Raw genomic sequence first — 23,620 nt, 5'->3', positions numbered from 1 at the left:
GCTGCCAGTCAGCTCCATTCGCAAGATTCCCGCTACACATCCTTGCGAGCGATAGCTATACTGCTAGGGAAGGTTGTACGCGTCCTGTAGTGGTTCGCGTCCCTCAACGCAGAAGGAGGCTTTATGCAAGCCACAAAAAAGGCCAGCAGGCATAAAAGCAGTGCTGGGAAAATTGGGCGCTGCGTCAGCTTTAGTACTGAAAGCCTTTCAGGGAAAAAGTTGATCTCTAAGGAAAGGGAGCGTTACATCATCAACGTTTCCGTAAAGGCGTTGAGCACCGTAAGCGCTTAACCAGGTCCTGCAGTTTTTGGACGCCCCTTTAATGGGGCGTTTCTGTTTAGGGAAGAACGCGTTTTGAAAAAAAGATGGGTTTTTGCATCGCTAGTTAAGAACGACCAGGACGCCATTGGCCTAATCGCCTATGCGCTTTATAAGCATAAAAAGCACACGCTAGCGACATCGCTTAGGAGCGAGGGGAAAGACGAAACCTTCATCCAGCAGCAGGTCGACACCTTTCATGATCAGACCCTTCAAAACAATTCTCTTGACGACTTCCGAGAGAAAGCAACCAAATTTCTCGACGAAATGATTGGCCAAATCGAGAAGGATCTCACTGCCGATCATGAAAAGGAAAAAGCTGCCTTAGCTAAGCAGCATAAGAACCAGCTCACAAACGAGCAAAAGCGCCTTCTCCAGAATATGAAAAATTATCAGCGTGCCCATCGTTCCATTTGGGAGAGGGCAGGCGCTTGGATTCTCTCCGGCGTGCCAAGCGCAGTCTCCTCGTTTTTGATCGCGAGTCTTGTTATCGGCGCCTCCGTCCTCACGGTGTCAGAAGAGCAAAGGCAGGCAGTATTGACATCGCTATGGGCCAACTACTTCGGGGTCAACGAGCCTCCACGACCTCCAGCCGCTAGTCCATAATCAAGCAGTATTCTTCGCAACGCCATTTGACCCGGCTGCGCTATTAGTCCCTGCTGGCTGCCCGGACGCATACCTTTGCTTGACCAGTCCGCACGTTGCTCGTTGGTAGGTTGAGCCCTCAACAGCCTTCCCATCGGCGTAGTTTCGGCGCTTAAACGCTGACGTTGATGCTCGTAAATTCTCGGACATCAATTGGAGCGAGTAACTATGGGGTACAGCATAGGTACAATGCTCCGTTGCGGCCGCATTCTCAAAATTACGCTAACCTACTGTCAGATAAGTACTTTTTGCTTACCTTGCTTACGGTGGGCTACCCTTGATTTTGCTGGGTTTGCACAGTAACGTGCAAACTCATAATCGCTTGGTCGTAGGTTCAAGTCCTACTGGGCCCACCATTTTCGTCGATGCACCGTCTCCCCCTCCCGCAGCATCGAATCAGCCGCACCCCTGGGCGGCACTGTCCCGCTTCCCGATTCAGACATCATCACGGCAGGCACCCGCCCTCCTCCGTCGCCCACTATGAACCGATGACCGCACTTGTCAGTCAATCTCCTATCGATGGCTCATCAACAGGGGGTAACGGTGACGTTTTCCGTGGTCGCACATTGCAGACGCACAGGACAAATCGGCGTCGGCGCCAGCACCGGCGTGCAATCGGTGGGGAAGCTCGCGTGCCATGGCATACCCCAGGTGGGCGTGGTGGCGTCGCAGGCCCTGCTCAATCCCTACCTGGCTTACGACGGTTTGCGTCTGTTGCAACACGGCGCCAGCGCTAGCGAGGCGCTGGACGCGGTCATAGCGCTCGACCGGCAGGCACAGAACAGGCAGGTCGGGGTGGTCGACATTCAGGGCCGCACCGCAGTCTGGACCGGCGATGAGACCATTCCCTGGGCCGGCCACGCCCAGGGCGACGGCTTTGCGACACAGGGCAATCGTCTGGCAGGGGCGCATGTACTGGAGTCAGTCGTCGCAACGATGAACCGCACCGTGCATCTGGATCTGGCCGAACGGCTGGTACTGGCAATCCAGGCCGGGGAAGAGCAGGGCGGAGACAAGAAGGAGGAGCGCTCAGCGAACATCATGGTGTTCTCCGAGGAAGAGTACCCATTGTGTGACCTGCGGATCGACGACCATGACGATCCGATGCATGAACTGGGTCGGCTCTACCGCCTGTATGTCGAAGAAATCCTGCCGAGCATGCGCACTATACCTCGACGAAAAGACGTCCCTCGCCCCCCGGGCGCCGAGCCCGGACAGCAGGCTCTGGTCAATGGCCGACTGCCATGAATGGCGGTGCACAGCGGCTTGATGTGGAGCGTTTTTTCGAAGAGGCCTTCAATGAGCGCATCGGCTTCTTTCCGCAGAAGCTCACCCTTTTCGGACGAAGCGAGCGGCAGGATGAGCTCAACGACTGCTCGGAGTCCGGCGAGATTGGCTACGCCAACCTGGCCCGGCGTCATCTGCAGGCGGTCGACGCCTTCGACCACGCCAGGCTGACGCCAGCGCAGCGCGTCAACTGTGAACTGTTCCGGCGGGAGTGCAAGGAGATACTCGGACGCTTCGACCTCCGCTTCCAGCGCTACGCACTGGATCAAAAGTTCGGGCTGCACGCCGAGTTCCCCGCATTCATGATCAACATGCACCGCATTGCCGATGAAGCCGATGCGCTGAACTATATCGCCAGGCTGCGAGCCTTTGCCACGGCATGCGAACAGCTGATCGGCAGCATCGCTCTGCGTCAGGACCGGGGCGTGGTACTGCCGGGCTTTCTGATCGAGCAGATCATCGGCGACTGCGACCGCATGAGGACAGACCTGCGCAAACCTTCAGGGGGCATGCTCGCCGCTGACTTCCTGCGCAAGATCGAGGCTGCTTCGGCGGTGCCCACCGCCACCAGGGCATCCCTGCTCGAACAGTGTCGTAACGCACTGAGGGACCAGGTCGAGCCGGCATATCGACGGCTGAGCGCATTCATGCAGACGCAGCTCGCTGATGCACCAGCACAGGGAGGTTTGTGCGCCCTGCCAGACGGCGAAGCCTATTACCGCGCCTGTCTAAGCTGGGAAACCAGCACAGATGTGGATCCTCAGCAGATATACGAGCTGGGCCTGCAGGAAGTGGCGCGTCTTCATGACGAAATTCGTCGTCTGATGCCGAAGGTGGGATTCGCTGGCGACCTGCATGCCTTCTTTGATTTCACCCGCGCCCACCCGGGCTTTTATTATCCACAGACGCCCGACGGCAGACAGCGGTATCTGGCAGACCTGAACGAGGTGATCGAGCGGGCCCGGCAGCGCCTGCCCGATCTGTTCCACGTGCTGCCGAACGATCCACTGCAGGTCAGGCCAGTCGAGCCACACCGCGAACCGACCGCCGGTATGGCTTTCTATCATGGCCCCGCTGCGGACGGCAGCCGCCCCGGCACCTTCTACATCAATCTCTACGATCTGCAGCAGCTGCCGAGCTTCACCATGGAAGCCCTGGCCTTTCACGAGGCATTGCCAGGCCATCATATGCAGTTTGCCGTCGCCAACGATCTCGAAGCATTGCCCTCGTTTCGTCGCTACGCCCATTGCAATGCCTACGTCGAGGGCTGGGCGTTGTATGCCGAACGCCTGGCCCATGAGGCCGGCCTGTACGCGGACGCCTACGGCGAATATGGACGACTGACCATGGAGCTCAAACGTGCCTGTCGTCTGGTCGTGGACCCGGCACTGCACGCCCGCGGCTGGACCCGTGATCAGGCGGTTGAATACCTGTACGAGAATCTGCCCGCCAGCCGGGCGCAGTGCGTCGCCGAGATCGACCGTTATCTGGTCATGCCCGGCCAGGCCACCACCTACACGCTCGGGTTGCTGGACATCCTGCGGCTACGGGACCAATCCAGCGAAGCATTGGGCGATCGCTTCGATCAACGCGCCTTTCATGACGCCCTGCTCGGCTTCGGCCCGTTGCCGCTTGACACCCTGGCTGACCAGATCGCCGACTGGACGCAGGCCCGGCGCTGACTCGAGGCACCACTCGGCCGCAAGCAATGGACACACAACAACCGACACAGGCCGGCACGATTGGGCTAAGCTGTGCTTTTCGAATACCGACGATTGCCGACCATGTTCAAATTGAAACGCACTCTGTTGACTGCCTGCCTGGCCGGCGCGACTGGTGTCGCGACCGCGCAAGCCATCGAAGTAGGCGAAACGCTCCCGCCGCTGCAATTCAGGGATCAGCATGACCAGGCGCATAAACTAGGCAGCGATACGCGCCTGGTCCTGCTTGCCAGCAGCCATGATGCTGCTCGGCTGGTCGATGCGGCGCTCAAGAATGCCCCTGCCGACTTCCTCGAAGAGCGCTCCGCACTCTATGTGGCGGATATATCGCGCGTGCCAGGCCTGGTCGCGAAAATGGTGCTGGTGCCGTCAATGCGCTCAGCCAGTTACCGCGTGCTGCTCGACCGCAAGGGCGAGATGGCACCTGCACGCACCGGCGCCGAGCCGGTACTGTGGCTGACGCTGGAGGACAACAAGGTTCTGTCCACCAAAGAATTCAGCGACCCGCAAGCACTTCGCGTGGCGCTGGACCAGACAACGCCATGAACATTCTGACCAACACGCTGGTGTTTCTCGCGACAGTGGCGGGCATGGAAGTGTTCGCCTGGTTTGCCCACAAGCACATCATGCACGGCTGGGGCTGGGGTTGGCATCGCTCGCACCATGAACCCCGTACCGGCTGGTTCGAAAAAAACGATCTGTATGCGGTGGTCTTCGCAGGTGTTGCCATTGCGCTGATTGCCGCGGGTACGGCGGGCTGGCACCCTCTGGAATGGATTGGCGCCGGCATGACGGCCTACGGTTTCCTGTACTTCGTCGCACACGACGGACTCGTGCACCGTCGCTGGCCATTCCGCTACGTTCCGCGCAGCGGCTACCTCAAGCGTCTCTACCAGGCCCACCTGATGCACCACGCGGTCCATGGCCGGGAGCACTGCGTTTCGTACGGATTCCTCTACGCTCCGCCAGTGGCCGAGTTGCGTCGCCAGTTGCGCGAGTTGCATGACGGCCCGCTGAGCAACGCTTCGGTCAACGCGGACGCGTCCACAGGCCGGGCGGACGCGGCTCGCTAGTTTCCGCGCGCGAACTCAGCGCAATGCCCGAGGCCTGGCAAAGCAGGCGAAGCTTGTCCAGGCGGCTGGTACTGATGCGCTCGTCCCAGGCATGGGCGCCCTGCTCTCGGACCTGCACGCCGATTTCCCGATACACGCTGCGCGCCGTCGCGACCGCCCAGGCCGACCGCAGCGGCAACGCCGTCAGGCCACCGCGGGCCGAGCGATAGTAGGGCTCGGCCATGTTCACCAGTCGCGACGCCAACTCGGCCAGTTGCGGCCTGTACTCGGGCGCGGCCAACCGTTCGCGGGGGATTCCCGCTTCGTTCAGCCAGTCCAGCGGCAGGTAGCAACGACCGATTTGCGCATCCTCGACGATATCTCGAGCAATGTTGGTCAGCTGAAACGCCACACCCAGATCACAGGCGCGATCGAGAGTAGGTTCGTCACGCGCCCCCATGATCATCGCCATCATCACACCGACCACGCCGGCCACGTGATAACAGTATTCAAGGGTGTCGGCTTCGGTCTGGTACTGGCGATCGTGTACATCCATGGCGAAGCCGTCCAGATGCTGCAGCGGAAACCGTGGAGGGATGTCATGGGTGCGCACCACCTCGCCCAGCGCAGCAAAGGCCGGCTGGCTCATGGGCTGGCCGGCGCAGGCCCGCCCGGTCGCAACACGCAGCTGTTCCAGGGCCGCCTCGCCGCCCTGCGGGCTGTTCACCTGACCGAAGCCGAGCTCCTGCCCGTCAATCACGTCATCGCAGTGACGGCACCAGGCGTAGAGCATCACGGCGCTTGCTCGGGTGCGGGCGTCGAACAGCCTGGAAGCCAGCGCGAAGCTCTTCGAGCCGGCTTCGATAGTTTGACGGGCCTGTTCGGCCAGTACCGCGTTCATGCACGCAGGTCCTCGATCATCAGGCCCGCGGTAGCCTTGGCCGACCCTACCACGCCCGGCACGCCGGCCCCTGGATGGGTCCCGGCGCCGACAAGGTAGAGGTTATGCACGTGTTCGTCGCGATTGTGCGGCCGGAACCAGGCGCTTTGCGTCAGCACCGGTTCGAGCGAAAACGCTGACCCGAGATGCGCATTGAGCTCATCACGGAAATCGAACGGGGTGAAGTGTCGGCAGGTCACCAGATGCTCCCGCAGGCCTTTTATGTAGTGCTGTTCAAGATAGTCCAGAATGCGATCACGGTAGCGCGGCCCCTCGACCTCCCAGTCGATGTCGGCATTGCCCAGGTGCGGCACCGGCGCCAGCACGTAGTGGGCGCTGCAACCGGGCGGCGCCAGCGAGGGATCGGTGACACACGGGGAATGCAGGTACAGCGAGAAGTCGTCGGGCAACTCGTCGCCATTGAATATGTCGTCGATCAGCTCGCGATAGCGCGGCCCGAAACACACGGTGTGATGCGGCAGATCGTTCGGCGGCTGATCCAGACCGAAGTAGATGACGAACAGCGACATGCTGAAACGCTTGCGCTGCAATGCCTTGCCCTGATGCTGACCGCGGGGATGGTGACCAAGCAGACGGTCGTAGGTATGCACCACATCGGCATTGGATGCCACCGCATCGGTTTCGAACCGCCGGCCATCGCCCAGCAGCACCGCTTCGACGCGGTCACCTGCGGTCTCGATCCTCGCCACTTCGGCATTCAGCTCAAGCTTGCCGCCCAGGTCTTCGAACAGGCGCACCATGCCGCGCACCAGCTCACCGGTTCCTCCGCGCGGAAACCACACCCCCCACTTGCGTTCCAGCGCGTGAATCAACGCATAAATGGAAGACGTAGCGAAGGGGCTGCCGCCGACCAGCAGGGAATGAAACGAGAAGGCCTGACGCAGGTGCTCGTCCTTGATGAAGCGCGACACCATGCCGTACACGCTGCGCCATGCTTCCAGACGGGCCAGCTGCGGACCGGCGCGGATCATGTCGCGGAACGACAGGAACGGCACGGCTCCGAGCTTGATGTAACCTTCCTGAAATACCGCCCGTGAATAGGCGAGAAAACGGCGGTAACCGCCCACGTCAGCGAGATTGCGCGAGGCGATCTGCCGGTCAAGTTCGTCCTGATCGTTGGCGTAGTCGAAGGGCTCTGCGTCCTCCCAGCACAGCCGATAGAACGGCGCGACGGGCATCAGCTCGACATAATCGGCGATCGTACGGCCTGACAGCGCGAACAGTTCTTCCAGTGCGGACGGATCGGTGATCACCGTGGGGCCGGCATCGAACGTAAACCCGGCGTCCTCGTAGACATAGGCACGTCCGCCTGGCTTGTCACGCTTTTCCAACAGGGTGGTCTGGATGCCGGCGGACTGCAGACGAATGGCCAGGGCCAGCCCACCAAAACCCGCGCCGATGACCACGGCGCGCTTCGGCTCACTCATTCGGAAATCCTTATGTGTTGTGGAGCACTCATGCGTGCGGCACGCAACGCCTCAGCCATGGGGACAGGCGGTTTGCCGGTAACAATGCGTAGTTTGTCCAGAGCCGTCAGCCGGCCCGCATAAAAACGTTCGATCAGACGTTCGGGCAGTCGGTAGAAGCGCTGCATCACCCGCCAGCGCTGGTCCGGCCGACCAGCCAGAAACAGCATTCGGTTGAGCAGGCGGAAATATCCCTGCTGCCGCCATTGCCGCCGCGCTTCATCCCGCACGGTCTCCAGCAGTACGGCAGAGCTGAGCGCAGGCAAGGCAGCGATGCGATCGGCGAGCCGTACGGCATGCGGCAGCGAATAGCCGGTGGTCGGATGAAACAGACCGGCGCGCAGGCCGCTGCAGGGGACATCACCCATCTCGCGCCAGAACGCATCGAAATCGCCGGCCAGAGTGATCGGCAATGCTCCGGCTTCTTCGCGTATGACACGCTCGATGGTCCAGCCCTGACGGGAGGCATATTCGCGCACGTGTCGCCGCAGAAAGGCACTGTCGATCAGCGGTTGATCGACGTAATGGGTATCCTCGATCAACAGGCGGTCCGCGGCGAGGGGCAGCACGTAAACGAAGCGGTAGCCTGCGCCCTGCTCGACGTCGGCATCCATCAGCCAGGGCAGCGTCAGGCCATGCGGCGCCGTAAGCTGTACTTCCATACCCAGAAAGGCCTGCCAGCCGAGCGCCAGATGTGCCGACGCGCGAGGGCCGCGTCCGTCGATCACCGCGCGCGCTTCGAGCCATTGTCCATCATTCAGGCGCACCCGCTGCGCTTCGACCGCCGTCACGCCGACTCCGGTTCGAACGCGTTCGCCCAGATCGGCATGCAGTCGTTCGGCAAAGCGCTCTGAAGGAATGCTCGCATACCCTCCTGGCAGATCCCGCTGCAACGCCGGAAAACGCACGCGGTAGCCGGCCCAGCGATGCTCGACCAGCGGCGCCATCCAGGCATGCTCGGCCTCGCTGAGATCGCCCTGGTGGAAAGACCAAGTGTGATTGCCCCCGAGCCGCTCACCCTGCTCCAGCACGAGAATCTTCCAGTCCGGACGTCGCTGCGCGATCCGCCAGGCGATCAATCCGTTAGCCAGCCCGCCTCCGGCGAGAATCAGATCCCAGCCGTGGCTCATGATGATTCCACGTCTACTACCGGGCGGCGCGTGGCGATGGCCTGCTCGGTGATGGCCGCGGCAAGGCGGGTGCCACCCGCGCCATCGACTTCCGCGCCGAGGCGTTCGAGGTTCTGCGCGAACCGCGACTCGCCGGTGATCATTTCCAGTCGCTCGGCGATGCCGAGCGCAGCGGTAAACCGGGGCGACACCTTCATGCCTACGCCCGCATGAACCACCCGTGATGCAACGCCGGGCTGATCGAAGGCGATCGGAATAGCCAACATCGGGGTGCGCGCAACCAGCGCATCCATCACGGTATTGAGCCCGGCGTGCGTCACCACGGCGTTGGCTCGCGCCAGCGCCGCGCGCTGGGGCGCAAAATCGGTCACCCAGGACGCTCCCTGAGCCTGCAGATTCAGAGATTGCACGTCGCTCAGCCCGCCGCAGTGCGCCACCAGCAGCTGCGCACCGAGTTTTTCGCAGGCCCAGGCGATACGCTCGAACAGCGCGTAGCGATGTCCCTGCAGGGTGCCCAGCGAGGCGAATACCATCGGACGATCAGGGTCGATGTCGTACTGCAGCTCGACCTCTACAGAGGCCGGCGGACGCAGCGGGCCAACGTGATGGAAGTGCGCGGGCAATGCTTCTCGCGGGAATTCGAAGCTGCGGACAGTCTGGCTGATCTGCGCCAGAGGCGACAGGCACTCATGCAGACCCTGACGGTCCGGCAGGCCGAACTTCCTGGCCTGTTCGAGGACCACGCGGCCATGGCGCCCCATCATCCAGTCGTAGACGCGGGCGCTGCCCTGGTACATCTTGCGTGCGGCGTCACCGGTGTCATAGGCCATGGGCATGACCGGTAGAGGAACGCCCGGCTCACGATTGACCGGCAACGCACAGGCAACCGAGACGAACGGGATCTGCAACGCCTCGGCCACCAGCCCGCCTGCTGCTTCCATCTGGTCGCAGATCAACGCGTCGACCTGCAGCGTGGCGAGTGCGGCGGGAAGCGCCTCGCACAGCATCTGCGTAGTCTGCGCCAGGTCGTCGATCAGTCTGCGCAGGCCCAGCGGCCCACCCGGATTCGCTGCCAGCTTGAGCGTCTGTCGCAGACTTCCACGCGCGCGCGCCTGTAACCCGACTGCATGAAATCCCACTCGCGCATCGGTGATCCAGTCCCGTGCTTCGGCCTGATGAATAAAGGTCACCCGATGGCCGCGATCGATCAGCTCACCGGCGAGTGCCTGCAGCGCCGCGAAGTGACTGGGGTAAGCCGGAGCGACGATGGCATAGTGCGTCATGTCCTCACTCCAGTGGGCATGACCGGCGTCGCAGACGGGATCAGAGCCGCCTGGCGCAGCGCCGCCAGATTGGCGCTGCCGGTACAGAAACAGGCAATCCGCAGCTGCCGACCGACGATCTCGAAGTGCTCGACGACAGCCTCGGTAGACTGCGTCGCGCATTGCAGAACCGCAGCAGCCTGGGCCGCGATGTCAGCGCCCAGCCGCAGCGCCTTGGCTACGTCGATACCGCTGCGAATCCCGCCCGAGGCGATCAGCGGGGTGTGCGGCAGCGCATGGCGCGCTTCCACCAGCGCCCTTGCGGTCGGAATGCCCCAGTCGGCGAATGCCATGGCCACCGCACGATCGGCCGCAGTGGCCGCGCGCTCCCCCTCTACCGCAGCCCAACTGGTACCCCCCGCGCCGGCGACATCGATGACTGCTACGCCGGCCTCGACCAGACGCCGCGCCACGGCAGCGGATATGCCCGCACCGACCTCCTTCACCACGATGGGCACCGACAGCTGCGACGCTGCCTGCGCAAGCGCGTCCAGCACTCCCTGCCAGTTGCGGTCCCCTCCGGCTTGTACAGCTTCCTGTAGAGGGTTGAGGTGTACAATCAACGCATCGGCTTCGATCATGTCTACCGCGCGCGCGGCGGCTTGCAGTCCCCGGGGTTCGACGAGTTGCGCCGCGCCCAGATTGGCCAGCAATGGAATGTCCGGAGCATGGCGACGCAATTCACGCGTCAATCCCTGATCCGCGCCGGTTTCCAGGGCTACCCGCTGGGAGCCGATGGCCAGTGCAATACCCAGATGCTGGGCGGCTTCGGCCAGATGGCGGTTGATGCCGACGGCACGCGCCGCACCGCCAGTCATGGAGCTGATCAGTAACGGCAGCGCAAGCTTGCGGCCGAGAAAATGGGTACTCAGATCGATTTCGTCGAGATGGATGTCAGGGAGCGCACAATGCTCGAATCGAACCTCGGAGAAACCCGGGTCCGTATTGGCCGATGCCCGCTGCGCATCGAGAACGATGTCGAGATGATCGTTCTTGCGCTCCACGAGATCAGACTTTCCCATCTACTGCTCCTGAAGGGGATTTTTTTCCCGCTGACGCTGTCGTTATCTTACGCATAATATTATGCAAAAGTTATACAAGAAGCTTAGCTTATCCTAATATTGCGTCAACCGGATGTCTGAGCTGCAATAAGCTCGACAGTTCATATTTCAGCATGTACGAGCGCCGTCAGGAAAGGAGCGTGTTCATGGGTCCCATGCCCGCCAAATCAGTCAGCCAGGATGACATCACCTGTACGCTCGTACCGCTGCGCGAAGACATTGACCAGCATCTCGCTCAGCTGCTCGGTGACGACGAGCAGGATCAGGTCAGCCAGGCCATGCGTGACTGCACGCTGGCCCCGGGCAAGCGCGTGCGCCCTCTGCTGTTGCTGATGGCCGCGCGGGAGCTGGGCGCGCCGATGCATGCTGGGCTCGACCTGGCCTGCGCGGTGGAAATGGTGCACAGCGCCTCACTGGTCTTCGACGACCTTCCCTGCATGGACGACGCGGCATTGCGCCGCGGCAGGCCCACAGTGCACCGCCAGTACGGTGAAGACATCGCCATGCTGGCAGGTATTGCGTTACTGACCCGGGCATTTTCCGTTATAGCGGGGGCGCAGAACGTGGATGGCCAGGTACGCTCGAGGATGGTCGCGCGCCTCGCCGATGCGGTGGGCACCCAGGGTCTGGTCAAGGGACAGTACCGGGATCTGCGCGACGCTTCTGCGCGCTCGGCCAGCGACATCAGCGCATCGAACCGCCTGAAGACTGGCGTTCTGTTTGAGGCTACGCTGGATATCGCCGCCATGCTTGCTGGCGCCAATCAGAGCGTTCGCGATGAACTGGCCCGCTTCGCCGATGAATTGGGTCAGGCCTTCCAGCTGTGTGACGATCTGCTCGATGACAGCCCTACCCAAGGCAAGGATGTGGGCAAGGATCAAGGCAAGACGACACTGGTGTCGCTGCTGGGCAAGGATGCAGTACGCCGCGAACTGCTCAGTCATCTGGATCGGGCAGACGCCCACCTCGAGGCGGTGTTCGGCGAAGACTGCCTGATCAGCCGTTTCACCCGCAGGCTGTTCGAACCGGCCTGCGCACCCGCACCGTCCTTCGTCGCCTCGAACGCCTGAATTCAATAGCCGGTCATCTCCAGATAACCGGTCCCTTCGTGACTCCCTGAGAAGTTGATCGGCCCTTCCCAATAGGGGATCGAGGTACCCATCCATGCCTCAGGATTGAGCGCCTCCACATTCAGCTTCAGATCGCGCCCGCTGATCTGCAGCCGCCAGCTGACCGGTACCCTGCGCCCCGCCACGCGCTGCCAACGGATTTCGCGCATATCGATGGCGCCAGGCTCGATGGATTCGGATGAACCGTCCGCCGCGATCCAGGTTCCGGAGCTGAAGGGCGCGCTCGAATCACTGCGCAGACGAAACAGCATGAGCTTTTCGCCGCCTGCCAGGTGCAGCGAAAACCAGTCCCAGCCACGTTGATCGGCCCTCAGCGGCTGGCTACTCCATTCCCGATCCAGCCAGGCCTGGCCAGTCACGGGGATGCGCTCACCGCTCACCTCGATCTCGCCCTGCACCTTGAAAAAAGGCTGACTGTAGTAGTACGAAGCCTGGCCGCCGCTCGACTTGCGGCTCAGTCCGGCCTCGCCGTGCAGCACCAGTGGGCCGTCGCTGCGCAGCTGCAGGTCGTAGGCAAAGTCATCCCCGGCGGCGCGGACGCGAAGCTCGCCCAGGCGCTCGCTGGTCTCGCCACGGCCGCCCTGCGGGCCGACCAGTGACCAATGATCGATCCATGCCGAGAAGGGGGCTGCCTTCACCCCCGCCTGGCCCACGCCGCCCCGCGCCAGTCTGTCGGCATGCAGATGAACATCACGACCGGTCACGGCCGCATGGCCCAGCCAGACCTGTGCGCTGGCCCAGCCGGCACCGGCCTGGTCGGCCTCCTGCGGCTGCATTGCCTGGCGAAACAGTGTCCACTGCGCGCCCCAGTGACGACCCTGCTCATCCTGCAGATTGGCGGTGACGTACCACCATTCGATACGAAACATCGGGTGTGCCTGATGATCGGCCGGGAAGCTCAGCGGGCGCCCCGGCGCCACCTGCGCGAAGCCTTCGGAGTCCGTCCCCAGGCCGGCGAACCCCTGCTCGGCCGGTTCGTCCTGCTCGCAGCCCGACAGCAGGACAGCCAGCCAGAACACGAATAGACGCATATCAGCTCTCATTGACGAATTGCCTCAGCAGACTGTCCGGACGTGCCCGGATGATGCGAACGACCGGCCAGGCAGCGGCCGCCAGCACCGCAGCAAGCGCAAGGCCGCCCAGCTGCAGCCACTGTCCGGGAAACCAGTGCCAGGGAAGACGCCAGCCAAACGCCTGTACGTTGACCACGGCTACCAGACACCAGGACAGCACCAGCCCGAGCGGAACCGCCAGAATGCACGTCAGGAAGGCCAGCAGCGTCAGCTGCGCCAGCGACAGCAGGCCCAGCTGACCCGGGCGCAAACCCATGGCCCAGAGCGGCGCGAGCTGTAGCAGACGCGTGTCAGCCAGCCCCAGCAACGTGCTGAACAGCGCCAGCGCGGCCACGCCAAGGGTGAGGCTGTTGAGCGCTGCCGTTGCCGCAAACGTCTGCTCGAACACGCGGGTGGAGTAGGCTTTCAGCGAGGCCTGATCCGTCGCGCTTGCGCCGGCGAATTGCGCGACCATGGATTCAGCGAGCAGCGCCGGGTCGGCGTCGCTCAACACGCCAATGCTGCCAATGGCCGCGTCGCGCCAACGGTCACGCAACGCCTCGGCGGACACCAGGACATGGCCGCGCGGATTGCCGTAATCCGGATAGGTACCAACCAGTTGCAAGGTCCAGTCACCGCCGGGGGTATCGAGATCGAGCATGTCGCCCACCCCCAGATCGGCGCGGCGGGCCAGCTGCTCGCTGACGAGCGCCCCGGCGCCCGCCTGCAAGCGAGCCCAGGCATCGGGCTGGGCGTCGAGCAATGGCCAGGTCTGCGGATACAGCGGGTGCTCGATGACGCCGCTGATTTCGACGGGCCATCGATCGAGGCGGGAATCGACCTGCCAGCTGGGCAACACGCCCGACACCTCCGGGCGAGCCTGCAGCCAGCCGAGAATGGCCTGCGCCTGTGCCGGCCCGGCCGGACGCACGTACACATCCGCCGACAGCCGCTGATCGAGCCAGTCGGTAAATGTCCTGCGAAACCCTTCGGTCATGCCCCCCACGCCGATGTTCGCCGAGAGCGCCAGCAGCAGGGCCATGAGCGGGAGACTCAGGCGTGAGAGTTGCTGCCGGCCGTCCGCCCAGAACCACTCACTCAGCGGCCCTCGGGCGTAGCGCCGTCCGACACGCAGCAGGGTGGCGAGCAGCAGGGGCAAGGTCAGTGTGACAGCCAACAGCACGCAGCCCAGCAGGACAAATCCTGCCAGCAAGCCATCGGCGTAAAGCCACAACCCGGCGGCGACGATCAACAATGCCAGCGCGACGCTGGACAATCGCCTCAGGCTTCGACGCTGGGCCAGCATCCAGCCCGGCGACACACGGGTGGGTACCAGCGACTCGCGCAACGCGGCAACGACGTGCCCGCCCGTGGCAGCGAGGGTTCCCGCCAGGGTCATCCCCAGTCCGGACAGCCACCAGCCCGGACTCATATCCACTCGCCCCGCTACCTGCGCGCCATACAGTCCACGCAGGCTGGCGGCAAGATCGCCGATCAACGCTGTGGCCAGCAGATAGCCGCTGAGCATCCCGAGCACACCAGCCACTGTGGCCAGAGCGACAAGTTCAATCAGCAGCGCCAGCACCAGGTCGGCCGCGCTGGCCCCGCAGGCGCGCAGCGTCTGGATCTGCCGCCGGCGCTGTTGCATTGCCAGCCCCGCCGCGGCCTGCACAATGAACAAGCCAACCAGAAACGCGAGCAACGCGAGCGCCGTCAGATTCAGGTGAAAGCTGTCCGTGAGCCGCTGCAGGTCAGCTTCCTCGCGCCGCTCCCACCGTAACGCAACGGTTTCCGGCAGAGGGGGCTCACGCTCCGCGAATGCGCCTGGGACAACCAGCTGACTGACCCGATCCGGCTGCCCCAGCAGCTGTTGTGCGCGGCCAATGTCGACCACGATCAACCCCGGCGGCAGCGCGTCTCTGATCTGCAGCGGCGGCAGCGCCTCGCCCGTCGCTGTCAGCAGCCGGTCTTGCGGACCGGCGCCCAGCCGTTGCAGCGTGTCGGTTGCAATCCAGGCCTGCCCTGGCGCGACAATGAACGCGGCAATGTCCGCGGTCGCGCCGCCGCGGGTAAGCGCATTGTCGGCTGGCAGTGTCAGCGGGTCGATCCCGACCAGCTGCAGCGTTTCCGTTTCCGAGTTCGATCCGGACGCTGCCCGGCGCATGCCAAGCGAGCCCTGCAGGACCGGGGAGACCGGCCAGCCGAGTCGCCGCAGCGATATGTAGGCGGTCTGATCGAACGGCTGCCCGCCGGGGCTGACCAGCACCTGCCCGGTCTGGCCGCCGAACAGCTGCGCCGCCCGGTCATAGCTGTCTCTCGCCTGCTGGTTCAGCGCCTGCACGCCGCTCCACAGCGCGGTGGCCAGCCACAGCCCGACGACCAGACAGGCAAGCTGCAGAGGGTGTCGCCGCCAGTGGCTGAACACCGTGACCAGCACCCAGCCGATACGGCGAATCATGCGCGGACCACGGTACCGCGGGACAGCTTGAGCTGGTGCTGCAGCCGTGCAGCCAGACTGTTGCTGTGGGTCACCATCAGCAAGGCCGAGCCGGACTCTGCGACCCGCGCGAGCAACAGCGCCAGCACCTGTTCAGCGGTTGCTTCATCCAGATTGCCGGTCGGCTCGTCGGCCAGCAGCAGTTTCGGCCGCAGCGCCAGTGCTCGCCCCACCGCGACCCGTTGCTGCTGACCGCCGGACAGTTGTTCAGGTAGACGCTCGAGCAGATCCTCAAGCCCCAGCGCTGTGGTGAGGTGCGCCTGCCACGCAGGATCCAGCCGCCTTGCCAGCCGCGCCTGCAACGCGAGATTCTCCGCCACAGTCAGGGAGGGAACCAGATTGAACTGCTGGAACACCACACCTACGTCCTCGCGCCGGTAGCGGGCTCGACTGCCTTCACCGAGTGTGGAGACGTCAACACCATCCAGGCAGATTGAACCGGCGTCGGCTCGATCCAGCCCGGCGATGAGATGCAGTAGCGTACTTTTGCCACTGCCCGACTCGCCCATCAATGCCAGCGATTCGCCCGGCCCGAGATCGAGGTCGACGCCATCAAGCACCTGCACCCGCCCCTGGGGACTGTCATACGCCTTGCGTACGCCGCGCACTTCAAGCATGACCGAGCGCCCCGCTGCGCGCCGTCAGCACATCGATCAGCGGGTTGAAGCCCGCTGCCCGGCGCCGCCGCCAGTCAAGCGGCGGCAGGCCGGTCCAGCGCTTGAATGCGCGGGAAAAGCTGGCGGCCTCGGCGTAACCAAGCTGGTGGGCGATACTCTCCAGCCCCAATGAACTGTCAGACAGCAGATGCTCCGCCAGTTGTCTGCGGACCCGCTCATCCAGGATGCGAAAACTGTAGCCTTCCTGCGCCAACCGGCGATGTAACGAGCGCTCCGAGATTCCCAGCCAACCGGCAACGTCGCGGGCCGGATTGATGCGACCGGAGTGGCTCATCAGCACCTGCAACACCTGTCTTGCCAGCGAGCCGCTGACGTCGTCCAGACTGTCGCACAGCTTCTGGCACAGACTCGCGCAGGTCTTCTGGGTGAACGGATTGGCCAGCGGCAATGGCGCCTGAAGATCCTCGTGGCTGATGAGCATGCCGTTTCTGCCGGCGGCGATGATCACGTCGCAATCGAAATGCTCCCGGTAGAGCGCCGCATCGGCGCTGTCACCGGCAAATTCGACACGCCGCGGTCGAAACGGTCGTTGCAAAAGCTCGCCGAACAGAGCGGTCCAGGCAGCAAGACCACGCTCGACCACCAGACCGCGAGCGTCCACCGGCAGTACGCTGTCATCGAACAGCATCGCCAGCCCTTCCGGACCCTCTTCGACCCGCACCGGGCAGATCGACAGAGACAGCGGGCGGAAGCGGCCACTGACGCGGATGGCTTCGCTGAGCGTACGACTGGCGAGCATGGTGTAACCCAGCAGACCCAGGCTGGTCAGATGATAGAGCCGGCCGACACGCAATCCGACGCCCGCCTCGGGGCGGACCGCAACGAGGTTGCGTATGACCGCGAGCTCCTGCCACAGCTCGTGCGTGTGTTCGGCATCATCCAGCGCCTCGCGCCGCAAGCCCGTGCTGCGCAGACAGGTCTCGCCGTCCACGTCGAGTTCCTGTGCCACGCGCAGAAGGTACAGAACATTGGTGCTATCACGCCGCTGACGCCACATCCCGGACTCCTGGCAGCAAGTATCATGCGATGGCGGGAAAGATCATGGAGGCAGTATAGGCACTGATGCATTCTGCGACGAGAAACAACAACAAAGGCGTCCGCCATGCCCGAATTCTTCTACACCACCGCAGCCAACAACCGTGCGCGCGATGGCGGCTTGCTGGACGTGCGCCCAGTGAGTGGAGCACTCGGCGCCGATGTCTTCGGGATCGATCTGCGAACGCTCGACGATGAGCGTCAACCGGCGCTACGACAGGCGCTGATCGACCATCAGGTCCTGTTCATCCGCGATCAGGACTTGTCGGTCGACGACCTGGAGTACGTGACCCAGCGCTTCGGTGAGTTCGGCATAGAGCCCTATGTGCAGCCGATGCCCGACCATCCTCATGTTGTGCATGTGCGCAAGGAAGCCAGCGAAGGGACTCCGATGGTATTCGGCGGGGCCTGGCATTCGGACTGGTCGTTTCAGGAGACACCCCCGGCCTTTACCCTGCTGTACGGGCTCGACGTGCCAACCCATGGCGGCGATACCCTCTACAGCAACATGTACCTGGCCTGCGAATGGCTGTCGCCGGCGATGCGTCAGATGCTCGGCTCGCTCAACGGCATTCACAGTCCCGAGTTCGGCTACGGCCCCAACAGCCGACACAACGCCGGACTGGAAAGCATGCAGATCGTCTGGGGCTCCAACGTCGATCATGACGTACGCAGCCATCCGTTGATCACCCGGCACCCGGAGACCGGCCGGGACGTGCTGTTCGTCAACCCGGCCTATACGCTGGGGATCGAGGGGATGAAGCCGGAAGAATCCCGGCCGCTGCTCGACTACCTGTTCTCGGTGGCGACCGCACCGGCGTTCACCTGCCGCATGCGCTGGACGCCCGGTACCCTGGCCATCTGGGACAACCGCTGCGTCTGGCATCAGCCGATATCCGATTACTTCGGCGCACGCCGCGAAATGTATCGCACGACAGTCAAGGGCGGCGTGCCGGAGCGAGGCCTCGTATCATGAACCCATTCGACGCAGAGGCCGCAGCGCGCGAGCTGTTTCGGGCGCGCATGACGCGGACGCCCTGCCCGGCGCCCGGCCCCGCTTTCGGCTTCGACGGCATAGAGCAGGCCATGCAGGTGCAGAACGCATTATTGCGGATGTATCAGAAGGCCGGGCAGGAAGCCATCGGCTACAAGCTGGGGCTGACCGATCAGCGGGTGCAGTCGGCAACGGGTATCGGCAAGCCGTTGGTGGGAGCGCTGTTGCAGGACTGGCAGTACTGGGACAAGGACGATATCCCTATTGCCAGGCTCATCGAGCCACGCGTGGAGGCTGAAGTAGCGTTCGTCATGAGTCGGACCTTCGACGATCCGGAAGCCGGGCTCGCTGAACTGCTCAATTCACTCGGCGGTGCACTGCCTGCTCTGGAAATCTGCGATTCGGCTATCCAGGGATGGCCCCGATCAATAGTCGATGCCCTGGCAGACAACCTCTGCTCCGGGCTGTTCGTGCTCGGCTCGCGTCCAATCGACGCCCGCAGCCTGGAGTTCAGTAGCCTGCCGATGAAGCTGCTGCGCGCAGGAGCGATCATCGCCGAAGGCAGTGGCAGCCAGTGCATGGGCAGCCCACTCAACGCGCTGCTATGGCTGGCGCGCGAGCAGGCCAGATTGGGAGTGCCGCTGCAGGCGGGCGATATCGTGCTGTCTGGAGCTCTGGGGCCAATGCAGTCGGTGGGAAGGGGCGACGAGCTTCGCCTGGACCTGGGCGCACTCGGTGCGCTCGAGTGTCGGTTCGTCTAGGCGGCGCGGAAAAGAAAAAACCCCGCCGAAGCGAGGTTTTCGTAACTGTCCCGATCATCCCTAATGCTCATGCCTTCAGGCATGGTCCTTAATTCCCTTAATGACCATGTCTACAGGCATCGTCCCTGCTCAATCCCTGAATAATGCCGCCGTCCTGGCGCCTTCCGTGATCCGTGTTGTTCTACTGGCTTCCTGCCCCGCTCCTAGCAACACCAATACTACGCAGGAGCAGGCAGGCTGCACATAGTCGTTTGCCACCACAGCCTGTAAGCATTTGCTTACAATTTGTCACACTCGCGACTGTGACCCCTCCTCAGAACTGCGCGGCATCCAGCTCGAACAGCGGCTCGCTGCCAGCACGTACCGATTCGCTCAGCGAGTGAATACGCGGCAGCAGACGCTTGACGAAGAAGCGCCCCGTAGACAGCTTGGCTGCATGAAAACCGTCGGCATCGTCCGCCAGACGCGCCCGAGCGGCCTTGGCCATCTTCGCCCACATGTAGGCGTAGGCGGTGTAGCCGAATACGTGCAGATACTCGACCGACGCCGCGCCGACCTCATTCGGATTGGTACGGCTGCGATCGATCACCAGGGCCGTCAGCTCCTCGAGATTGGTCAGCGCAGCGGCCAATGGCTTGACGAACTCTGCCAGCTCCTCCGACCCGTTCGCTTCGATGAACGAGCGCACTTCGCCGGCGAAGACCTGGAAGAAGGCGCCACCATTGGCTACGGTCTTGCGGCCCATCAGATCCAGCGCCTGAATGCCATTGGTGCCCTCATAAATCTGGGCGATCCGCACGTCGCGTACCAGCTGCTCCTGGCCCCACTCACGAACATACCCGTGGCCGCCGAATACCTGCTGGCCATGGACGCAGTTCTCCAGCCCCACATCGGTGAAGAATGCCTTGGCGACCGGCGTCAGCAGCGCAACCAGGTCTTCCGCGTTTTTCTTCGATTCGGGCTCTTCAGCAAACTTGCTGACGTCCAGCTGCATCGCCACGTAGGTCGAAAACGCACGGCTGCCTTCGGTCATGGCCTTCATGGTCAGCAGCATACGGCGAACATCCGGATGCACGATGATCGGATCGGCGGCCTTCTCGGGTTGCTGGGCGCCAGACGGCGCACGGCTCTGCACGCGGTCACGAGCATAATCGACAGCGCTCTGATAGGAGGCTTCCGAGCAACCAATGCCCTGGATACCGATCGACAGGCGCTCATAGTTCATCATGGTGAACATGGCATTGAGGCCCTTGTTCAGCTCTCCGATCAGATAGCCCTTGGCGCCATCGAAGTTCATTACGCAGGTGGCCGAGCCCTTGATGCCCATCTTGTGCTCGATCGAGCCGCACGCCACGGCGTTGCGCTCACCCAGCGAACCATCTTCGTTGACCATGAACTTGGGCACCAGGAACAGCGAGATACCCTTGGGGCCGGCTGGCGCATCGGGCAGCTTAGCCAGAACCAGGTGAATGATGTTCTCGGTCAGGTCGTGCTCACCGCCGGTGATGAAGATCTTGGTACCGGTAACCGCATAGGATCCGTCAGCCTGCGGCACCGCGCGGGTACGGATGATGCCCAGATCGGTGCCGGCATGGGGCTCGGTCAGGCACATGGTGCCGGCCCAGGTGCCGGAATACAGCTGGGGCAGATAGGCGTTCTTCAATTCTTCGCTACCATGCGCATCGAGCGCCAGGCAGCAACCGGCGGTCAGCGCCGCATACAGGGCGAAGCTGTTGTTGGCGCCGTAGACCATTTCCTCTACCTGAACGCCGAGGGTCTTGGGCATGCCCAGGCCGCCGTAGTTCGGGTTACCACCCAGGCCAACCCAGCCGCCCTCGGCGTAGACGTTGTACGCTTCCTTGAAGCCGGTCGGCGTGGTGACAACGCCGTCGTTCCACTGCGCGCCTTCCTCATCGCCACTACGGTTGAGCGGTGCGATGGTCTGAGAAGTAATCTTGCCTGCTTCTTCGAGCATGGCATCGGCGGTTTCGGCATCGATCGCGCCGTCCAGGCCGGGCAAGCTCTGCCATAGCTTGTCAGCTTCGAACACGTCATTGAGGACGAAACGGATATCACGCAGGGGGGCTTTGTAGTCGGCCACGGGAGGACTCCTCTAGCAGTGGTTCGCCAGTAGATACTGGAACGTGGGACAGATTGTAGCGCGACACCCAATAGATCGTTAGCGTCTTTTTGTGACCAAACAATATCTATTAGTCACATGCTTCCAGCTACACTGGTAGCCCGACGAGCCGTGCGGGGAAGGCGGCCGGAGCACGTCTCCAAAACATGGATGTTTTGGTGAAGCCCCCAGGGACGGGTTCACGGCGCCTTGCGCAGGGCGACTTGTCTGTGCGGCGAATGCACGCAAATCCGAGTAGCCGGTGCGCAACGTAATGCGGTTGGTGCAAGGCTGGCTGAGTGCGCATGGCACGCCGACACGCGGCAAGTCCCCGCAAGCGGGCCCGGCCCGCAATCGGAGATTCCTGGGCGTTCGGCTGCGCGCGAAGCATGCTTCGCCAACGCTTGCCTCACCCATCTGGCTCGGCGATCGCATCCTTGCGATCGACGGTCGGCTTAGTCGCGCCGGCTCAGCCAGCCTTCGGACGTTTGTGCCAGCAACATAAAAAAGCCCCGACGAGTCGGGGCTTCTGGACCAGCTGCTGTGCTTAGAACTGCTCGGCAGTCATCTGCATCAGCGTGTCGGCACCCGCTTCCAGCGCGGCAAGGTGAGCCTGAGCACGGGGCAGCAGGCGCTTGAAGTAGAACTCCTGCGTGGCCAGCTTGGCCTTGTAGAAGTCTTGTTCCGACGTGCCTGCGGTCAACTGCTCCTGTGCGCTCACCGCCATCTTCAGCCAGAAGAAAGCCAGCGTGACGTAACCGGAGTACATCAGGAAGTCCATCGACGCAGCGCCAACTTCTTCGCGATTCTGCATCGAGCGCATGGCGATCTTCTGTACCTGCTCGCCCCACTGGGCATTGAGCTGATTCAGCGTGTTCACGTATTCACCCAGCGTCGCGTGACCTTCGTTGGCCTGGCAGAACGTATGCACCTGCTTGGTGAAGGCGCGCAGCAGTTTACCCTGGCTCATCAGCACCTTGCGGCCGAGCAGATCGAGCGCCTGGATGCCGTTGGTGCCCTCGTAGATGCCGGCGATACGGCAGTCACGCACCTGCTGCTCCTGACCCCACTCACGGATATAACCGTGGCCACCGAACACCTGCTGACCAAGGATGGTCGCTTCAAGGCCGGTTTCGGTCATGAACGCTTTGCAGATCGGCGTCAGGAACGCCAGCTGGTCTTCGGCATCGGCGCGCTCATCTGCGTCCTTGGAGTAATGTGCCTTGTCCAGCAACTGCGCGGTGTAATAAGCCAATGCGCGGTTGCCTTCGTTGAACGACTTCATGGTCAACAGCATGCGACGCACGTCAGGATGGACGATGATCGGATCGGCTGCCTTGTCGGGGAAAGCCGGGCCGGACAACGCACGCATCTGCAGGCGGTCCTTGGCGTACGCCACGGCGCTCTGGTAGGACGCTTCACCGTGACACAGACCCTGCATGCCGGTACCCAGGCGGGCATGGTTCATCATGGTAAACATGCAGTTGAGACCCTTGTTGACCTCGCCGATCAGGAAGCCGGTGGCGTCATCGAAGTTCATCACGCAGGTAGCAGAGGCCTTGATGCCCATCTTGTGCTCGAGCGAGCCGCAGACCAGGCTGTTGCGCTCGCCTTTCTCGCCGCTGGCATCAGGCAGGAACTTCGGCACGATGAACAGCGAGATGCCTTTGGTGCCGGCTGGTGCGTCGGGCAGTTTGGCCAGCACCAGGTGAACGATATTCTCGGCCAGATCATGCTCACCGCAGGAGATGAATATCTTGGTGCCGGTAATCTTGTAGCTGCCGTCCTGCTGAGGCACGGCGCGAGTCTTGATCAGACCCAGGTCGGTACCACAGTGTGGCTCGGTCAGGCACATGGTGCCGGTCCAGTAGCCGGGCGTCAGCTTGGCCAGGTACAGATCCTTCTGGTCCTGCGTGCCGTGGGCGCGGATCGCTGCGGCGCAGCCGTGCGACAGGCCAGGGTACATGCTGAATGAATAGTTGGCCGAGGCAACCATTTCGTTGACGACCAGACCCAGCGAAGCCGGCAGACCCTGTCCGCCGTATTCGGTCGGACCAGTCATCGAGGACCAGCCATTATCGACGTACTGCTGATAAGCGTCCTTGAAACCGGCGGGCGTGGTGACTTCGCCATTGTCGATACGACAGCCTTCCTCGTCACCGGTGCGGTTCAGCGGAGCGAGCACGTTGCCGGCGAACTTGGACGCCTCTTCCAACACGGCGCTGACCAGATCCGGCGAGGCGTCGCTCAGACCGAAGGCTTCGTAACCGGCAGCGAAATTGAACACTTCGTCCATAACGAAGTGCATGTCCCGCAAGGGGGCTTTGTATTCAGGCATGGTGTACTCCAACGGAAGGCCGGACGGGAGCCCGTCGCGGGGATTCATACAGTC

19 protein-coding genes are annotated in these 23,620 nt (G+C 62.9%); 8 read left to right on the top strand and 11 right to left on the bottom strand.

The genetic code is table 11. The features are described from left to right. Nucleotides 1-354: 354 nt before the first annotated feature. The 5 genes from KEM63_RS01800 (at nucleotide 355) to KEM63_RS01780 (ending at nucleotide 5,044) form a co-directional block, all read left to right on the top strand. Nucleotides 355-924 (top strand): hypothetical protein, encoded by a 570-nt coding sequence (locus tag KEM63_RS01800; protein WP_223654409.1) that lies wholly within the window; start codon nucleotides 355-357, stop codon nucleotides 922-924. A gap of 582 nt (nucleotides 925-1,506) precedes the next feature. Beyond that, entirely contained in the window at nucleotides 1,507-2,211 is a 705-nt protein-coding gene (locus KEM63_RS01795) for a DUF1028 domain-containing protein (RefSeq protein WP_223654407.1), read from the top strand. Further along, nucleotides 2,208-3,932 carry a DUF885 domain-containing protein gene (locus tag KEM63_RS01790; RefSeq protein ID WP_223654405.1) on the top strand — a complete coding sequence of 575 codons (1,725 nt, stop codon included), beginning with the start codon at nucleotides 2,208-2,210 and terminating at the stop codon, nucleotides 3,930-3,932. Before KEM63_RS01795 ends, KEM63_RS01790 begins: the two co-directional genes overlap by 4 nt. A 102-nt stretch (nucleotides 3,933-4,034) precedes the next feature. Continuing rightward, nucleotides 4,035-4,517: an FAD/FMN-containing dehydrogenase gene (locus tag KEM63_RS01785; protein WP_223654403.1), complete on the top strand. Its 483-nt coding sequence runs from the start codon at nucleotides 4,035-4,037 to the stop codon at nucleotides 4,515-4,517. Continuing rightward, nucleotides 4,514-5,044: a sterol desaturase family protein gene (locus KEM63_RS01780; RefSeq protein ID WP_223654402.1), complete on the top strand. Its 531-nt coding sequence runs from the start codon at nucleotides 4,514-4,516 to the stop codon at nucleotides 5,042-5,044. Before KEM63_RS01785 ends, KEM63_RS01780 begins: the two co-directional genes overlap by 4 nt. On the opposite strand, the gene KEM63_RS01775 is transcribed toward KEM63_RS01780, so the two are convergent. Genes KEM63_RS01775 through fni form a run of 5 tightly spaced genes read right to left on the bottom strand, consistent with a single transcriptional unit; the run spans nucleotide 5,001 to nucleotide 10,924 of the window. Further along, entirely contained in the window at nucleotides 5,001-5,924 is a 924-nt protein-coding gene (locus KEM63_RS01775; RefSeq protein WP_223654401.1) for a phytoene/squalene synthase family protein, read from the bottom strand. The two genes, KEM63_RS01780 and KEM63_RS01775, sit on opposite strands and share 44 nt — an antisense overlap. Further along, nucleotides 5,921-7,411 carry a phytoene desaturase gene (locus KEM63_RS01770; protein WP_223654400.1) on the bottom strand — a complete coding sequence of 497 codons (1,491 nt, stop codon included), beginning with the start codon at nucleotides 7,409-7,411 and terminating at the stop codon, nucleotides 5,921-5,923. Before KEM63_RS01770 ends, KEM63_RS01775 begins: the two co-directional genes overlap by 4 nt. Continuing rightward, the gene (gene crtY / locus KEM63_RS01765; protein ID WP_223654399.1) at nucleotides 7,408-8,580 is read right to left on the bottom strand and encodes a lycopene beta-cyclase CrtY; all 1,173 of its coding nucleotides are present in this window, start codon (nucleotides 8,578-8,580) and stop codon (nucleotides 7,408-7,410) included. The genes KEM63_RS01770 and crtY overlap by 4 nt, the downstream gene beginning before the upstream one ends. Next, nucleotides 8,577-9,863 carry a glycosyltransferase gene (locus tag KEM63_RS01760; protein WP_223654398.1) on the bottom strand — a complete coding sequence of 429 codons (1,287 nt, stop codon included), beginning with the start codon at nucleotides 9,861-9,863 and terminating at the stop codon, nucleotides 8,577-8,579. Before KEM63_RS01760 ends, crtY begins: the two co-directional genes overlap by 4 nt. Further along, complete coding sequence (fni, locus tag KEM63_RS01755; protein WP_223654397.1) at nucleotides 9,860-10,924, bottom strand: type 2 isopentenyl-diphosphate Delta-isomerase; 1,065 nt, start codon at nucleotides 10,922-10,924, stop codon at nucleotides 9,860-9,862. Before fni ends, KEM63_RS01760 begins: the two co-directional genes overlap by 4 nt. Before the next feature lie 185 nt (nucleotides 10,925-11,109). Between fni and KEM63_RS01750 the strand changes: the two genes are divergently transcribed. Then, on the top strand, nucleotides 11,110-12,033 hold the full coding sequence (locus tag KEM63_RS01750) for a polyprenyl synthetase family protein (RefSeq protein WP_223654387.1): 924 nt from the start codon (nucleotides 11,110-11,112) through the stop codon (nucleotides 12,031-12,033). Nucleotides 12,034-12,035: 2 nt separating this feature from the next. Here the strand turns inward: KEM63_RS01750 and KEM63_RS01745 are convergent, their stop codons facing one another. Genes KEM63_RS01745 through KEM63_RS01730 form a run of 4 tightly spaced genes read right to left on the bottom strand, consistent with a single transcriptional unit; the run spans nucleotide 12,036 to nucleotide 17,316 of the window. Beyond that, nucleotides 12,036-13,124: a lipocalin-like domain-containing protein gene (locus KEM63_RS01745; RefSeq protein WP_223654383.1), complete on the bottom strand. Its 1,089-nt coding sequence runs from the start codon at nucleotides 13,122-13,124 to the stop codon at nucleotides 12,036-12,038. A gap of 1 nt (nucleotide 13,125) precedes the next feature. Next, nucleotides 13,126-15,603 (bottom strand): FtsX-like permease family protein, encoded by a 2,478-nt coding sequence (locus tag KEM63_RS01740; protein ID WP_223654382.1) that lies wholly within the window; start codon nucleotides 15,601-15,603, stop codon nucleotides 13,126-13,128. Further along, a complete protein-coding gene (locus KEM63_RS01735) occupies nucleotides 15,600-16,259 on the bottom strand; it encodes an ABC transporter ATP-binding protein (protein ID WP_223654381.1) in 660 nt (219 codons plus the stop codon). The genes KEM63_RS01740 and KEM63_RS01735 overlap by 4 nt, the downstream gene beginning before the upstream one ends. Continuing rightward, the gene (locus tag KEM63_RS01730) at nucleotides 16,252-17,316 is read right to left on the bottom strand and encodes an AraC family transcriptional regulator (RefSeq protein ID WP_223654380.1); all 1,065 of its coding nucleotides are present in this window, start codon (nucleotides 17,314-17,316) and stop codon (nucleotides 16,252-16,254) included. Before KEM63_RS01730 ends, KEM63_RS01735 begins: the two co-directional genes overlap by 8 nt. A gap of 105 nt (nucleotides 17,317-17,421) precedes the next feature. On the opposite strand from KEM63_RS01730, the gene KEM63_RS01725 reads away from it, so the two are divergent. Both KEM63_RS01725 and KEM63_RS01720 read left to right on the top strand, forming a co-directional pair. Continuing rightward, nucleotides 17,422-18,330, top strand: coding sequence for a TauD/TfdA dioxygenase family protein (locus KEM63_RS01725; protein WP_223654378.1), 909 nt, complete (start codon nucleotides 17,422-17,424; stop codon nucleotides 18,328-18,330). After that, complete coding sequence (locus KEM63_RS01720; RefSeq protein ID WP_223654377.1) at nucleotides 18,327-19,109, top strand: 2-keto-4-pentenoate hydratase; 783 nt, start codon at nucleotides 18,327-18,329, stop codon at nucleotides 19,107-19,109. Before KEM63_RS01725 ends, KEM63_RS01720 begins: the two co-directional genes overlap by 4 nt. 313 nt (nucleotides 19,110-19,422) lie before the next feature. Here the strand turns inward: KEM63_RS01720 and KEM63_RS01715 are convergent, their stop codons facing one another. Next, nucleotides 19,423-21,210 carry an acyl-CoA dehydrogenase C-terminal domain-containing protein gene (locus tag KEM63_RS01715; RefSeq protein ID WP_223654373.1) on the bottom strand — a complete coding sequence of 596 codons (1,788 nt, stop codon included), beginning with the start codon at nucleotides 21,208-21,210 and terminating at the stop codon, nucleotides 19,423-19,425. 565 nt (nucleotides 21,211-21,775) lie between these two features. Further along, entirely contained in the window at nucleotides 21,776-23,566 is a 1,791-nt protein-coding gene (locus KEM63_RS01710; protein WP_223654372.1) for an acyl-CoA dehydrogenase C-terminal domain-containing protein, read from the bottom strand. Between the last annotated feature and the right edge of the window lie 54 nt (nucleotides 23,567-23,620).

This window comes from Halopseudomonas nanhaiensis (genome assembly GCF_020025155.1).
Taxonomy (GTDB): Bacteria; Pseudomonadota; Gammaproteobacteria; order Pseudomonadales; family Pseudomonadaceae; genus Halopseudomonas; species Halopseudomonas nanhaiensis.
Note: the sequence above shows the minus strand (reverse complement) of the source record. Positions and strands in the feature narration are given on the sequence as shown.

Excerpts from the sequence above, each read along its gene's own strand:
- KEM63_RS01720 (WP_223654377.1), top strand. The coding sequence starts at position 18,327 with ATGAACCCATTCGACGCAGAGGCCGCAGCGCGCGAGCTGTTTCGGGCG.
- KEM63_RS01735 (WP_223654381.1), bottom strand. The coding sequence starts at position 16,259 with ATGCTTGAAGTGCGCGGCGTACGCAAGGCGTATGACAGTCCCCAGGGG.
- crtY (WP_223654399.1), bottom strand. The coding sequence starts at position 8,580 with ATGAGCCACGGCTGGGATCTGATTCTCGCCGGAGGCGGGCTGGCTAAC.
- fni (WP_223654397.1), bottom strand. The coding sequence starts at position 10,924 with ATGGGAAAGTCTGATCTCGTGGAGCGCAAGAACGATCATCTCGACATC.
- KEM63_RS01770 (WP_223654400.1), bottom strand. The coding sequence starts at position 7,411 with ATGAGTGAGCCGAAGCGCGCCGTGGTCATCGGCGCGGGTTTTGGTGGG.
- KEM63_RS01750 (WP_223654387.1), top strand. The coding sequence starts at position 11,110 with ATGGGTCCCATGCCCGCCAAATCAGTCAGCCAGGATGACATCACCTGT.
- KEM63_RS01725 (WP_223654378.1), top strand. The coding sequence starts at position 17,422 with ATGCCCGAATTCTTCTACACCACCGCAGCCAACAACCGTGCGCGCGAT.
- KEM63_RS01745 (WP_223654383.1), bottom strand. The coding sequence starts at position 13,124 with ATGCGTCTATTCGTGTTCTGGCTGGCTGTCCTGCTGTCGGGCTGCGAG.
- KEM63_RS01785 (WP_223654403.1), top strand. The coding sequence starts at position 4,035 with ATGTTCAAATTGAAACGCACTCTGTTGACTGCCTGCCTGGCCGGCGCG.
- KEM63_RS01710 (WP_223654372.1), bottom strand. The coding sequence starts at position 23,566 with ATGCCTGAATACAAAGCCCCCTTGCGGGACATGCACTTCGTTATGGAC.
- KEM63_RS01730 (WP_223654380.1), bottom strand. The coding sequence starts at position 17,316 with ATGTGGCGTCAGCGGCGTGATAGCACCAATGTTCTGTACCTTCTGCGC.
- KEM63_RS01740 (WP_223654382.1), bottom strand. The coding sequence starts at position 15,603 with ATGATTCGCCGTATCGGCTGGGTGCTGGTCACGGTGTTCAGCCACTGG.
- KEM63_RS01790 (WP_223654405.1), top strand. The coding sequence starts at position 2,208 with ATGAATGGCGGTGCACAGCGGCTTGATGTGGAGCGTTTTTTCGAAGAG.
- KEM63_RS01760 (WP_223654398.1), bottom strand. The coding sequence starts at position 9,863 with ATGACGCACTATGCCATCGTCGCTCCGGCTTACCCCAGTCACTTCGCG.
- KEM63_RS01780 (WP_223654402.1), top strand. The coding sequence starts at position 4,514 with ATGAACATTCTGACCAACACGCTGGTGTTTCTCGCGACAGTGGCGGGC.
- KEM63_RS01775 (WP_223654401.1), bottom strand. The coding sequence starts at position 5,924 with ATGAACGCGGTACTGGCCGAACAGGCCCGTCAAACTATCGAAGCCGGC.